Genomic DNA, 13,382 nt, shown 5'->3' with positions numbered 1-13,382 from the left:
ATTTATAGTGTTTGATCATTTAAATAAAATAAAGTGACACAGGATAAATGTTTTTTGCTGGGTTACATTGTCAGAACGCACGGAACAAGCGGCAATGTGGTTTTTTTTCTGGATGTGGACGATCCTGGAGATTACGACGAACTTGATTCTGTATATGTAGAGCAGCGTGGAGAGCTGGTGCCTTATTTCATCGCCAACTTTAATCTGCAGAAACAGGGTAATGCAATTGTGACTTTCGAAGACGTAGATACGATAGAGAAGGCGCAGGCGCTGGTGGGAAGTTCGCTTTTCCTATCTCTGGATGAACTGGAAGAACTGGATAATGAAAGTTTCTACTATCACGAAATCAAAGGGTATACCGTGATTGACGAGCAGCTGGGAGAATTGGGTATCGTGAGAGAGGTATATGCGCTGAACGGTCAGGATCTGATTGCTATGGAGTATAAAGGTGTGGAAGTATTGATACCTACAGCTGAAGATATTGTATTGAAAGCTGATAAGGAAAATAGCAAACTAATTGTGAATTTGCCGGAGGGATTACTGGATGTATATCTGGATGCGGATGGTGCAAATACTCCCGACGATGCGGATTGATATAATAAGCTGCGTTCCGGGATTGCTCGAAAGTTTTTTTGCACATTCAATCCTGAAACGTGCGCAGCAGGGCGGGTACGTTGAAGTTGTTTTGCATGATATCCGGGACTATTCGGTAAACAAGCATCGTACCATCGACGATTACGCTTTTGGTGGAGGTGCAGGTATGGTGTTGCAAATCGAGCCGATTGCACGATGTATACGTGCTTTGCAAGCAGAAAGAACATATGACGAGGTTATTTATCTCACGCCTGATGGTGAACAGATGCAACAAAAAATGGTCAATTCGCTTTCTCTGAAAGGCAATCTCATCATGCTTTGCGGACATTACAAGGGCGTGGACCAACGCGTGCGTGATCTGTTTATCACGAAAGAGATAAGCATTGGAGATTATGTGCTTTCTGGGGGGGAATTAGCGGCAGCAGTGTTATCTGATGCCATCATCAGATTGTTGCCGGGAGTTCTGAATGATGAAACTTCAGCCTTAACTGATTCTTTTCAGGACAATTTACTGGCTCCGCCTGTATACTCACGTCCGGCAGATTTTGAAGGACATACAGTTCCGGACATTTTAATGTCGGGACACGAAGCGAAGATTGAGGAATGGAGATACAGGCAGGCTGTTCAAAGAACCAGGGAGCGGCGTCCGGATTTACTGGACTAAGAAAATATATCCCGTCAATACAAAAGAAGTTTCTGGTATTGACGGGATTTTAATTTAAAAATCGAGATTGCAATTAATCCATTCGTTATCGAAGCTGGTTCCGTATTTGCGGTAGAAACCTACGGCAGAAGTATTCCAATCTAATACCTGCCACATCATTCCGGTACATCCTGTACCTTTTGCTGCCGCTACAGTGGCGTCGAAAAGAATCTTACCGATTCCATTGCCGCGCATCTCTTCGGTAACGATTATATCTTCCATATATAAGCGCTTCCCTTTCCAGGTGGAATATCTGAAATAGTACAATGACAAACCGATAATTTTGGAATCAGATTCGGCTACAAAGAAATCAAACAGCTTTTCATTGTAATCGCGGGTCAGCTTGTCTACATTATTTGATACCTGATCCAGAGCTCTTTCATAAATGGCAAGTTCTTTAATCAGATCAAAAATAGCTGGGATGTCGTCAATAGTTCCCTGGCGGGTGGTAACATTCATATGCTGTATACTTGGATTAGGAAAGGTTACAAGATACAATTTTAGCTATTGATTTTGAACATATTTGTCCCATTTTTCCATGAGTGACTGAAAATTGGGTGGTAAATCAGTATCGAATTGCATCCATTGTTTTGTAGTAGGATGTACAAATCCCAATGATTTGGCATGAAGAGCCTGGCCTGGCAATAAACTGAAACAATTCTCTACCATCACTTTATAACTGCCAGTGGTGCCGCCTCTCAGGATTTTCTGACCACCATAAACAGTATCATTAAAAATCGGATGCGCGATGTGTTGCATATGTGCCCGGATCTGATGCGTACGCCCCGTTTCCAGATTACATTTAATCAGGGACACATAACGCATCGGTTTAATGATCTCGTAATGGGTAACAGCATGTTTTCCCTGAGAGCCATCCTCATATACATCCATCACCCTGCGATCCCTGGCACTTCTTCCTATATGACCTGTGATCGTTCCTTTTCTTTCCTTTGGTTCGCCCCAAATTAATGCATTGTAAGTCCGTTCAATGGTGTGGTCTGAAAACTGTTTGGCGATGAAAGTCATCGCAAATTCGGTTTTGGCAATAACCAGTAAGCCCGAAGTGTCCTTATCAATACGGTGTACGAGTCCCGGGCGTCCTTCTCCGTTGCGGCCCGTAGGCAGATTTTGAAAATGGTATACAAGTGCATTGATAAGTGTGCCGGTCCAGTTACCAAAAGCCGGGTGTACGACCATACCAGTAGGCTTGTTTACAATCAGCAACACATCATCTTCATAGATAATATCCAGTGGAATATTTTCCGGAATGATTTCGGTATCTCTCGGAGGTTCGGGCAGGGAAAGTGTGACTACATCCAACGGCTTCACTTTATAGCTTGCCTTGGTTACCTGTCCGTTTACTTTCACCGCTTCCGCATCAATTCCATTTTGTATTTTTGTACGGGAAGCATTTGCAACATGCAGACTAAGGTATTTATCAAGTCTCATAGGACTTTGTCCCTTATCGGCAACTATGCGGTAATGTTCAAACAGATCGTCTTCTTCAGAAGTTATTTCGAGGTCGTTTTCTGACATGCTATGGATAAGAGGCAAATGACTAAAATGAACGCTGTGCTTTTCAACATTCAAATGACAAAATTACCAAATTAAGTGGATAAACTGGTTCCTTCTTTGCCAACACCTTTACAGTTGTTAACCGACGACATCATCAGTAAGGCCGGAATTCAGCTTTATATAAAGAGAGATGATCTCATTCATCCAGAAGTTTCAGGAAATAAATGGCGTAAGCTGAAATATAATCTGGATGATGCATTGAGGCAGGGCAAGGATACATTGCTCACATTCGGAGGGGCTTATTCCAACCATCTTTATGCCACTGCAGCGGCTGGAAAAGCGTTAAACTTACACACAATTGGTATAGTAAGAGGTGAGGTTGCAAATGAAAAATTAAGCCCGACTTTGGTATTCTGTCAGAGTCAGGGTATGAAATTGGTTTTTATTTCGCGTGAAGAATATAAAAGGCGTCACGACCCGATATACATTCATGAGCTACTTCATAGCTTCGGTAATCCTTATTTCATCCCCGAGGGTGGAAGTAGCGCTTTGGCACTACGTGGAGTGGGAGAGATGGTGGAGGAGGTACATGCTCAATCCGGCATACGGCCGGATTACTTTGCAACGGCAGTTGGAACGGGCGGTACGGCAGCAGGAATTCTGAGTGTGGGAAGTAATGTAATTGCTTTTTCTGCGCTTAAAGGTGGTGATTTTTTGGAGAGAGATATTCAAATGTTGCTTGAAAATCGACAGGAGACGGGCAAACTGAATTTACAAACGGACTACCACTTTGGCGGATATGGTAAATGGAAACCTGAGTTACTCACTTTTATAAGGGGCTTTCATAATCGTCATGCAATACAACTGGAGCAGGTTTATACCGCGAAAATGATGTTTGGTTTGTTCGATCTGATGCAGAAAGGTTTCTTCAAGCCTGGGCAGATTGTAGTTGCTGTACATACCGGCGGGCTTCAGGGATTATTGCCTGAGCTCCGCCAGATGTAAGCTGTACGTTATTATGCTTCGTTGAGCTTCTGAATTTTCTTTCTTTCTCCCACAATCCATACGATATCACCCCATTCAAAGGTAGTGTTGGAGTTCGGATTCAGTATCCGGCTTTTATTTCTTTGTATACCAATAATAAGTCCGTTGGTCCGTTCACGAATCCCGGAGTCACGTATGGTAAGACCTTTCAGCTTGTTGTGCTCGTCTACCACAAATTTTTGGACGATAATGTCTTCTACATCCTGTTCCTTTGTATGAACCTCTTCGCTTGTGTCAAATACCGGCTTGAAAGCCTGCATCTGTTCGTCGGTAGCAATGATACCGATATTATCAAATGGAAGAAGTCTGTTGTCTCTTCCAGGTGCATAAATCAACTTATCACCTCTTTTGATGTAGGCAATATTCACTCCGAATTTTTCACGCCATCCCAGCTCTTCCAACGTTTTTCCAACATACCTGGCCAGTGGATTAATTTCCAGATCTATCATGTGAGCATCCCATGGCGACAGATCTGATTGAGGGCTGAAATGCCTTCTCAGTAAATTTTCTGATGAGGCATTTTTTTGTTCGGCGGCCAACTCCCGTGCATTGAGATTGCTGAGAAATCTTCCCTCAATACGCTGATAGAATTTCTGGATGCGCTTGGAGAACATAAACAAAACAAAGAGCGTAGCAGGCACAGCCATGAGAATGGCGATAGTCGTGGAGAACAGCCTATCTATCCAGAAACCGATAATGAGCAAGCCTATGATGTTGCGGATAATTTCCAGCACAAGCAACGGTCCACGACTGTATTTTTTATCAAGCCATAGCTCTTTATAACCCATATTGTTTGGCCGTTTCGTCATTAAGGCTAGCAAGAATGGCGCAGAAACTCCAAAAGAAATCACGAGTGCAATGATGCTCCGGGTAATATCATTTTCAATGGTTTCATCAAGGAAGGGCAACAGGAATTTCAGCGACAGAAGAATAAATGCCAACAGCACAATTCCATTGGTGACGGCAATATTGACGTAAGCTTTGAAAACTTTCTGCCAGTCACCTTCAGCCTGGATATTTTGGGTGCTGGAGGAATAATTGTTCAGCGCTCTGATCCACTTAGGAGGAAGCTTACCGGATATGAAATTGTAAAATGGTTCTGAAAACTTAATCAGATACGGTGTAGTAAAGGTGGTTATAGCAGAGGCTCCGACGGCAACAGGGAAAATAAAGTCGCTGGTTACACCCAGTGACAAACCTAATGCTGCCACGATAAAAGCAAATTCGCCGATCTGAGCCATACTCATCCCAACCTGCACGGCCTGTTTGAGAGGTTGTCCGGATATGAGCGCGCCAATCGTAGTACTGCCTAACTTACCAATTAACGTCCATGAGGTAACCAAAATAACAGGCCAGCGGTATTCTATGATCATTTCAGGATCTATCAACATACCAACCGATACGAAGAAAATTGCACCGAAGAGGTTTTTAACTGGTGTAAGCAGATGTTCTACTTTTTCGGCGGTTGTGGTTTCAGCTAAAATGGAGCCCATGATAAAAGCGCCAAGTTCTGCCGAAAATCCTACCTGGGTAGCCAACACCACCATTCCAAGACAAAGACCAATAGCCAGAACCAGCAAAGTTTCTTCATCTAATAATGGTTTTACCAGTCTCAATAAAGATGGAAGAAGGAATATACCGGCAATAAACCAGAGTACCAGGAAGAATAAAAGTTTAGCGACAGTGAACAACATCTCGCTGCCTTCAAATTGTTGCGTGATGGCGACCGTTGAAAGTAAAACCATCAATAGGATTACCACAATATCTTCTACAACAAGCACTCCGAAAACAATCCTGGCAAATAACTTGGTTTTAACGCCCAGTTCATCGAAGGCTTTTATGATGATGGTTGTAGAAGAACTGGCCAGCATCCCGCCCAAGAACATGCTATCCATGGTGGACCAGCCCATGAGTTTACCCAGGAAATAACCGGTAATGGTGATAAAGAGGATTTCTACAAAGGCAGTGACGGAAGCAGCGCCTCCTACGCGCATCAGCTTCTTAAAGCTGAATTCGAGACCAAGGCTAAACAGCAGGAAGATAACCCCGATGTCAGCCAGGATTTTTACGTTGGTCGTATCAACAACAGTGGGAGTGAGAGAAAGGTGAGGTCCCACGAGTAAGCCGGCAATGATATATCCCAGCACCAGTGGCTGCTTTATTCTTCTGAAAAGCAAAGTTGTGATTGCTGCTACAATCAGTATCAGTGCTAAGTCTTCTATTAGTTTAGGTAGATGGCCCATTTAGTTTGTACTCAGGTAAATGATTTCCACAGGGTACTGCTTATAAAATGCAAAGCTGTATCCTCAGATTGGTGGTATTAACAAATCGTATGTGACCAAAAATACAAAAAATAGACGAAAATTTCTACTGTAGACTGTGGTGCTTTTGTTAAAATTGGGTATAAATAAAATACAAAAAACCTTTGAATATTCAAAGGTTTTTTGTATTAATAACTTAAAAAAATTATACTTTATAGCTTAGCCTACGCTGCCTTCAAGACTGATTTCCAGTAGTTTTTGAGCTTCCACAGCAAATTCCATAGGAAGTTGGTTAAGTACTTCCTTAGCGTAACCGTTTACGATCAGCGCTACTGCTTGTTCAGTTGGAATACCGCGCTGGTTGCAATAGAAAAGTATATCTTCTCCGATTTTTGAAGTCGTAGCCTCGTGCTCGACCATGGCCGAAGGGTTGTTCACTTCAATATAAGGGAAGGTATGCGCGCCGCATCTGTCACCCAAAAGCAGGGAATCGCATTGTGAAAAGTTTCTCGCTTTTTCAGCTCTTTTGAAAACCTGAACCAATCCACGGTAAGAGTTATGGCTTTTACCTGCAGATATACCTTTTGATACAATACGGCTTTTGGTATTCTTACCGATGTGGATCATCTTCGTTCCGGTATCGGCTTGTTGCATATTGTTGGTGACGGCTACCGAATAGAATTCTCCGATAGAATTGTCGCCTTTCAATATTACAGATGGGTATTTCCATGTTACAGCAGATCCTGTTTCTACCTGAGTCCAGGAGATTTTGGAGCCAGCTCCGTCGCAAATACCTCTTTTGGTTACAAAGTTGTAGATACCACCTTTTCCTTCCTTGTCGCCAGGATACCAGTTCTGCACCGTCGAATACTTGATATTGGCATTTTCATGCGCAAATATTTCAACTACGGCAGCATGAAGCTGGTTTTCATCACGCATTGGTGCAGTACATCCTTCAAGGTAACTCACATGACTATCAGCATCACCAATAATCAGTGTACGCTCGAATTGCCCTGTACCTGCTGCGTTAATACGGAAGTAAGTAGAAAGCTCCATCGGACAACGAACGCCCTTTGGAATATATACGAAAGATCCGTCAGAGAAAACTGCAGAGTTTAATGCTGCATAGTAATTGTCTTTCGGAGGTACAACAGACCCCAGGTATTTTTTAACAAGGTCCGGATGTTCCCTGATGGCTTCACTGATTGAGCAAAAAATAATTCCTTTCTCCATCAATGTGCTCTTGAAAGTCGTAAAAACAGACTCAGAGTCCATCACAGCATCCACAGCAACAGGTACACCTGACAGCCTTTTTTGCTCGTTCAAAGATATTCCCAATCTCTCGAAAGTATCGCGAAGTTCAGGATCAATATCATCCAGACTATCCACCTGCTTTTTCTTTTTCGGTGCTGAATAGTATTTGATCGCTTGAAAATCAATTTTAGGATACGTGACATTAGGCCATTTTGGCTCTGTCATTTTTTCCCACATACGAAAAGCTTTCAACCTCCACTCCAGCATCCACTCAGGCTCATTCTTTTTGGCAGATATAAACCGCACGATGCTTTCATCAAGTCCCGGAGGGGCTTCATCAGCTTCAATATCAGTTACAAAGCCATATTTGTATTCTGAACTGGTGATTTCTTCCAACAATTCATCTTCTTTGCTCATAGTAGTATTATTATCACGCTATATCCTCAACCTATGTAACACACAGAATCGGGATTGAGTTTATTGAGAGGGCCAAAAATACATAAAAAAGCCCACAAATTTATGACGGAAATCATAAGTTTGTGGGTATTAGGTAGCTTAGGATTGTTATAAATAAGCTCCTGACGAAAGATAATTCTTCACATAATCTGCAACACCTTCTTCCAGAGTGTGAAAAGGTTTGTTGTAGCCGATCGAACGAAGCTTGTTCATATTGGCTTCGGTGAAGTACTGATATTTATCACGAATGTCTATCGGTGTATCAATAAAGGAGATATCAGGCGTTTTGTCCATTGCCTTGAAAGTATTCTCTACCAGGTCCTTGAAAGTACGTGCCTGTCCGCTGCCGAGATTGTAAATACCCGAATTCTTTCTGTGATGCATCAGGAAAATACATACATCGATCAGGTCTTTCACATAAATGAAATCGCGCATCTGTTCGCCATCACGGTAGTCAGGATTGTGAGATCTGAAAAGTTTCATTTTATCCGTTGCCTTAATCTGGTTGTAGGCATGCATGATTACAGATGCCATACGCGCTTTGTGGTATTCGTTGGGTCCGTATACGTTAAAGAATTTCAGACCTGCCCAGAACAAAGGCTTCTTTTCCTGAGCCAAAGCCCAGATATCAAATTCATTTTTGGAATCACCGTAAGGGTTCAGCGGCTTTAGCTGCGAAATGGTTGCTTCGTTATCGTCGTAACCCAATTCTCCCAAACCATAAGTAGCCGCAGACGATGCATAAACAAGTGGGATCTGGTATTCTACACATCTGTTCCAGATTTCTTTCGAATAGTTAACATTTAGTTCGTCAAAAATCTGTTTGTCAAACTCAGTTGTATTTGTTCTCGCACCGATGTGGAAAATGAATTCAACATCGCGGTAATTCTGATCTATCCAGGAGAACAGTTCGCTGCGCTCTACTTTTTCTTTAATGGTTTTTCCTTCCAGATTCGCGGCTTTTTCGATTTTCGAGAAGTCGTCAACGGCAATGATGCTTTTAAAGCCTTCCGTATTCAGTTGGCTGATCAGTCCGCTGCCAATGAATCCGGCTGCACCTGTTACGATTATCATAGTCAATTTGTTGTTAGAATCGGTAAAAGAATGCCAGATAAGAGAGATGATTTTTATGCATCTACTCTAAGTTTCTGGCGTAAATAGGATTTTTTTTAGTTATCCGACTGTTTATCTGCAAAACTACGGATACAAGCTGTAATTTTGTAGCCTATTATTAAGAGAGAAGAAAGTTTTATGATTTACGTAACAAGAAAAGAGCATTTCAATGCTGCCCACAGGCTTTTTAATCCTGCGTGGTCTGAGGAAAAAAACCAGGAAGTTTTTGGGCCATGTGCTAACAACAACTGGCATGGACATAATTTTGAGTTGATTGTTACAGTAAAGGGAACACCTGATGCAGATACAGGTTTCGTAATCGACCTGAAAGTACTGGGTGATATTATCAAGCAAAAAGTGGTAGATAAGGTTGACCATAAAAACCTGAATATGGATGTGGATTTTATGGCAGGAAAAATGGCTTCCTGCGAAATATTTGTGATGGAGATATGGAAGATACTTGCTCCTGCAATCGCAGAGGCAGCTCCACTTGCCAAATTGCATTATATCAAACTGATCGAAACTCCGAAAAACTTTGTGGAATACTACGGGGAATGATTGAGCTATTAGCTTTTAGCTGATAGCTATTAGCTAAAGTGGCATGAATAAACATTAAGGCTAACAGCTAAAAGCCAGTAGCTAGCGGCAACCAAAATCAAAGCTAATAGCTATCAAAAATCAAAGCGTAGCCAAAGCTAACAATAAACGAAGCGTAGCAAAAGCTAATAGCTACAAGCTATCAGCTAAAAGCTCATCGCTAACCGCTATATATGAAATACTACCTCATTGCCGGTGAACGTTCCGGGGATCTTCACGGAGCGAATCTGCTCAAAGGAATCAAAGAAAATGATCCGGATGCAGTTTTTCGCGGCTGGGGCGGTGACCTCATGCAGGAGGAGGGAATGGATTTGGTGACGCATTACAAGGATACCGCATTTATGGGTTTTCTTGAATTAGCAATGAATCTGCATAAGATTTCAGGGTTTCTGAAAAAGTGTAAGAAAGATATCCTGTCATATCAGCCTGATGTAATTATTCTTATCGATTATCCTGGTTTCAATCTGCGTATTGCTTCATTTGCAAAGACGAAAGGATTGAAAGTGTTCTACTATATTTCCCCGAAAGTGTGGGCGTGGAACCAGAAGAGAGCGTTGAAAATCAAGAAGAATGTAGATAGAATGTTTGTCATATTTCCATTTGAAATAGATTTCTATCGCAAGTTTGACTACGAGGTGGATTATGTAGGGAATCCTTTGATGGATGCGATTGCTGCTTTCAAACCTGATCCGGATTTCAGAATTAAAAATGGTTTGGCTACTGATAAACCCGTCATAGCCCTGCTACCGGGAAGCCGTAAACAGGAAATCATCGGAATGCTGAATATAATGCTTGCCGTACAGCCGCATTTTCCTGATTACCAGTTTGTAATTGCCGGTGTAAAGAATCTTCCCGCTTCCTTATATGAGCAATACCTGGCAGGTGAAAAGGCTAAAATTGTCTACGAAGCAACCTATGATCTCCTCACAACAGCAGATGCTGCACTGGTTACCTCTGGCACAGCTACATTGGAAACTGCCTTGTTGAATATACCCGAAGTGGTTTGTTATAAAACCAGTTCGTTGTCTTATGCGATTGCAAAAAGGTTGATTCGTGTTCGGTTTATTTCATTGGTGAACCTGATTATGGATAAAGAGGTTGTGCGTGAATTGATTCAGGATGAACTGAATAAAAACCTGATTCGAGAAGAACTCAAAGCCATTTTGCCGGGCGGTGCCAAAAGAGAGATTCAATTAAGATATTATGCTGAATTGCAGGACAAGGTAGGGAAGGAAGGAGCTTCCGAGCGGGCGGGACGCTTAATGGTTTCTTATTTGACAAAATAAAAACCGGAAAAATATCTTCCCGGTTTTTAAATCAATCCACATCATAGTAAATCGTACCTAGTTGCGCATGCGTACCAGTTTTTCGTATTCCAATACGGTAATCAGGCTGCCCTTCATATCTACCAGTTTCTCATCTTTGAAATCAGACAAAGTCCGGATCACAGTTTCTGTAGCTGTACCCACCATAGAGGCAATATCTTCTCTGGTAATGGACATAGAAAATGGTTTGGTACGATCTTCCTGGTAACGCTGCACGAGCATTACCAGCGCCTGAGCTACCCGCTTACGAACGGAGTTGTAGGCCAGCTGCAATAAGCGTTCTTCTCTGTCTTTGATCTCATTAGACAGCATTTTGATGAACTTGGATGCCACTTCCCTGTTTCCTTGTAACAGATTAAAAAAGTCATCTTTCGGTATCATAGCCACTTCGGATTTTTCCAAAGCAATGGCTGTTTCCTGATAGGGTTCGCCTTGTAGCAAATCCAGGTAGCCAAAAAAATCTCCTTCTTTATAAAGATCAGTGATGTATTCCTTGCCGTTGTCATTGGCTTTATACGCTTTTATTTTCCCTTTCTGAAGAAAAAAGACGTTAGAAGGATAGCTGCCTTCGGTATAAACGGTCTCTTTTTTGCGTAGCGCTTTTATTTTTTTGTCTTCTGCCAGTTTGGCAATCAGATCAAAAGACTTCGCTTCCAGTATAAACTGATCCAATCCCTCGGCCGATCTGTCGAAATGGCGTTTCAGTCGCTCACTTTTCTTCAGTCGTATTTCAACAGCATTGAGAAGCTCGACATCATCATAGGGCTTGGTCAGGTAATCATCGGCACCCATTGTCATGCCTTTACGGTAATCATCCTTTTCAGCTTTGGCAGTTAGGAATACGAATGGAATGTTCGATGTTTTTTCATCCTTCCCGAGCAAATGCAGTACGCCGTATCCATCGAGTTCGGGCATCATAATATCACAAATGATCAGATCAGGATTTGTCTGATTTGCCATGGCAACACCTTCCTTGCCATTTTGTGCTGTCACTACTTCATAGTTGGCCAGCTCCAGAATCTCTGCCGTGTTTTCACGCATTTCCGGATTGTCTTCGATCAATAGTATTTTCCTGGTTTCCAAGGTGATGTCGTTAAACTTCTTTAGTATTATTAATTCTCAAAGAGAAAATCAGTCGTTTTTAATGTGTTCAGGATGGTGATTGGGTAATTCAATATGGAATGTACTTCCTACACCTACCTCGCTGTCGAACGATACTTTGCCCCCCATCAGGTCAATGTAATTCTGAACAATATTCAGTCCTAAACCGGTGCCTTGTGCATTTCCCGCATTATGTGCTCTGAAAAAGCGTTCGAATATATGAGCCTGATCAGCAAGCGGTATACCAATACCTTCATCGCGGATTACAATTGTGACAATATTTTCCCCGGCACTGATTTGAAAATGTATAGACTTGCCCGCGTCTGAATATTTAATGGCATTGGAGATCAGATTGAAAAGTACGTTGCGTAAAAGCTGTTTGTCCAGCCATACCTCCGGAATGCCCTGATAGCTGAACCGGATCTGCTGCCCTTCCTTGCAAAGACCTTTGATTTCTTCAATAAGACCAACGCTGAACTCCTCCAGTTTCATCGATACAGGAATGCTCTGCACCCGACCTTCTTCCAGTTTTCCGATGGATAAAAAATCATTGAGAATTTCCGTGAGATTGGTTACCGCGGATTTGATACGCAACACATGTTTCTGCCTTTTTTCTTCATCTTCCGTTTTGGCATAGCGGCCTATCAGTGACGCCGACGACAATATAGTAGCCAAAGGTGTCCTGAATTCGTGAGACGCAATGGTGACAAACTGACTTTTCATATTGTTCAGTTCGCGTTCCTTTTTCAAAGCACGTATTACCTCTTCCTGCGATTCTTCCACTTTGCGTACAGCTGTAGCCAGTTCTTTTGTACGCTGATTTACACGCTCTTCCAACTCAGCATTCAGTTTTTGAATTTCAAGATTAGCTTCAATAATGCGATTCTCCTGTTTTTTCCGTTCCGTGATATCAATAACAAAGCTGACCACAAACTCACCGTCACTTGTTTTGAAAGGACTCAGACTTACCTCCACCGGAAACTCTGAACCGTCGTGCCGTCTGGCATACAGATCCATGGCCTGACCCATACCTCGTGCTTTCGGAGCCTCCAGATATCCGTTCCGGTAATCAACGTGGTTTCTGGCAAATCTTTGGGGAATCAGAGTCTCAATTTTTTTACCAACCAGCTCCATATCGCTGTATCCGAACAAGTCCCTTGCCTTGGGATTGAGCATGACTATTTCACCCGATTTATTGACTACAACAATTCCTTCAGTCGCATGTTTAAATAGGGCGTCAAGCATCTCTATATGGCGTGTCATCACCTTTGTATGAATTAATATATCATGATCAAACATACAAGGTACAGGAGATAGTTGAAGGTAACAAGGTTTACGAACGTTTTGAAAACCGGCACCCATGGTAACTGATTGGTGCTTAAAGGTTAAAAAGTGTCAGAATTTGTTTTGGTTAAATCC

General features: G+C 42.2%; 12 protein-coding genes. 5 read left to right on the top strand and 7 right to left on the bottom strand.

Annotated features, from left to right (window positions below; all coding sequences use genetic code 11):
* Nucleotides 1–33: 33 nt before the first annotated feature.
* Together rimM and trmD are read left to right on the top strand one after the other, a co-directional pair.
* Entirely contained in the window at nucleotides 34–594 is a 561-nt protein-coding gene (gene rimM / locus DSL64_RS14040) for a ribosome maturation factor RimM (RefSeq protein WP_115831542.1), read from the top strand.
* Nucleotides 584–1,258 (top strand): tRNA (guanosine(37)-N1)-methyltransferase TrmD, encoded by a 675-nt coding sequence (gene trmD / locus DSL64_RS14035; protein WP_115831541.1) that lies wholly within the window; start codon nucleotides 584–586, stop codon nucleotides 1,256–1,258. Before rimM ends, trmD begins: the two co-directional genes overlap by 11 nt.
* Nucleotides 1,259–1,312: 54 nt before the next feature.
* Here trmD and DSL64_RS14030 read toward each other — a convergent pair whose 3' ends face one another.
* Both DSL64_RS14030 and DSL64_RS14025 read right to left on the bottom strand, forming a co-directional pair.
* Entirely contained in the window at nucleotides 1,313–1,756 is a 444-nt protein-coding gene (locus tag DSL64_RS14030; protein ID WP_115831540.1) for a GNAT family N-acetyltransferase, read from the bottom strand.
* Nucleotides 1,757–1,801: 45 nt separating this feature from the next.
* Nucleotides 1,802–2,833, bottom strand: coding sequence for an RluA family pseudouridine synthase (locus tag DSL64_RS14025; RefSeq protein WP_115831539.1), 1,032 nt, complete (start codon nucleotides 2,831–2,833; stop codon nucleotides 1,802–1,804).
* A 75-nt stretch (nucleotides 2,834–2,908) separates the two neighbouring features.
* Here DSL64_RS14025 and DSL64_RS14020 point away from each other — a divergent pair, with 75 nt between their 5' ends.
* The gene (locus DSL64_RS14020) at nucleotides 2,909–3,817 is read left to right on the top strand and encodes a 1-aminocyclopropane-1-carboxylate deaminase/D-cysteine desulfhydrase (RefSeq protein ID WP_115831538.1); all 909 of its coding nucleotides are present in this window, start codon (nucleotides 2,909–2,911) and stop codon (nucleotides 3,815–3,817) included.
* A gap of 11 nt (nucleotides 3,818–3,828) precedes the next feature.
* Here DSL64_RS14020 and DSL64_RS14015 read toward each other — a convergent pair whose 3' ends face one another.
* The 3 genes from DSL64_RS14015 to rfaD form a co-directional block, all read right to left on the bottom strand.
* Nucleotides 3,829–6,099, bottom strand: coding sequence for a monovalent cation:proton antiporter family protein (locus DSL64_RS14015; protein ID WP_115831537.1), 2,271 nt, complete (start codon nucleotides 6,097–6,099; stop codon nucleotides 3,829–3,831).
* Nucleotides 6,100–6,336: 237 nt separating this feature from the next.
* Nucleotides 6,337–7,788 (bottom strand): Fe-S cluster assembly protein SufB, encoded by a 1,452-nt coding sequence (sufB, locus tag DSL64_RS14010; RefSeq protein WP_115831536.1) that lies wholly within the window; start codon nucleotides 7,786–7,788, stop codon nucleotides 6,337–6,339.
* Between the two features lie 147 nt (nucleotides 7,789–7,935).
* Nucleotides 7,936–8,901 carry an ADP-glyceromanno-heptose 6-epimerase gene (rfaD, locus tag DSL64_RS14005; protein WP_115831535.1) on the bottom strand — a complete coding sequence of 322 codons (966 nt, stop codon included), beginning with the start codon at nucleotides 8,899–8,901 and terminating at the stop codon, nucleotides 7,936–7,938.
* Between the two features lie 177 nt (nucleotides 8,902–9,078).
* On the opposite strand from rfaD, the gene DSL64_RS14000 reads away from it, so the two are divergent.
* Nucleotides 9,079–9,498 carry a 6-pyruvoyl trahydropterin synthase family protein gene (locus DSL64_RS14000; protein WP_115831534.1) on the top strand — a complete coding sequence of 140 codons (420 nt, stop codon included), beginning with the start codon at nucleotides 9,079–9,081 and terminating at the stop codon, nucleotides 9,496–9,498.
* 212 nt (nucleotides 9,499–9,710) lie between these two features.
* The gene (gene lpxB, locus DSL64_RS13995) at nucleotides 9,711–10,823 is read left to right on the top strand and encodes a lipid-A-disaccharide synthase (protein WP_115831533.1); all 1,113 of its coding nucleotides are present in this window, start codon (nucleotides 9,711–9,713) and stop codon (nucleotides 10,821–10,823) included.
* Between the two features lie 57 nt (nucleotides 10,824–10,880).
* Here the strand turns inward: lpxB and DSL64_RS13990 are convergent, their stop codons facing one another.
* Nucleotides 10,881–11,945, bottom strand: a complete 1,065-nt coding sequence (locus DSL64_RS13990; protein ID WP_115831532.1) for a response regulator — start codon at nucleotides 11,943–11,945, stop codon at nucleotides 10,881–10,883.
* Nucleotides 11,946–11,993: 48 nt separating this feature from the next.
* On the bottom strand, nucleotides 11,994–13,226 hold the full coding sequence (locus tag DSL64_RS13985; protein ID WP_229217088.1) for a PAS domain-containing sensor histidine kinase: 1,233 nt from the start codon (nucleotides 13,224–13,226) through the stop codon (nucleotides 11,994–11,996).
* Between the last annotated feature and the right edge of the window lie 156 nt (nucleotides 13,227–13,382).

Origin of the sequence: Dyadobacter luteus (assembly GCF_003383615.1) — a bacterium.
Lineage (GTDB): Bacteria > Bacteroidota > Bacteroidia > Cytophagales > Spirosomataceae > Dyadobacter > Dyadobacter luteus.
The sequence above is the reverse complement of the archived record's forward strand: the minus strand, read 5'-3'. Positions and strand labels throughout refer to the sequence as shown.

Bases quoted from the DNA above. Each gene is read 5' to 3' on its own strand.
- trmD (WP_115831541.1), top strand. From the start codon at position 584: ATGCGGATTGATATAATAAGCTGCGTTCCGGGATTGCTCGAAAGTTTT.
- DSL64_RS14030 (WP_115831540.1), bottom strand. From the start codon at position 1,756: ATGAATGTTACCACCCGCCAGGGAACTATTGACGACATCCCAGCTATT.
- DSL64_RS14025 (WP_115831539.1), bottom strand. From the start codon at position 2,833: ATGTCAGAAAACGACCTCGAAATAACTTCTGAAGAAGACGATCTGTTT.
- DSL64_RS14015 (WP_115831537.1), bottom strand. From the start codon at position 6,099: ATGGGCCATCTACCTAAACTAATAGAAGACTTAGCACTGATACTGATT.
- sufB (WP_115831536.1), bottom strand. From the start codon at position 7,788: ATGAGCAAAGAAGATGAATTGTTGGAAGAAATCACCAGTTCAGAATAC.
- rfaD (WP_115831535.1), bottom strand. From the start codon at position 8,901: ATGATAATCGTAACAGGTGCAGCCGGATTCATTGGCAGCGGACTGATC.
- DSL64_RS14000 (WP_115831534.1), top strand. From the start codon at position 9,079: ATGATTTACGTAACAAGAAAAGAGCATTTCAATGCTGCCCACAGGCTT.
- lpxB (WP_115831533.1), top strand. From the start codon at position 9,711: ATGAAATACTACCTCATTGCCGGTGAACGTTCCGGGGATCTTCACGGA.
- DSL64_RS13985 (WP_229217088.1), bottom strand. From the start codon at position 13,226: ATGACACGCCATATAGAGATGCTTGACGCCCTATTTAAACATGCGACT.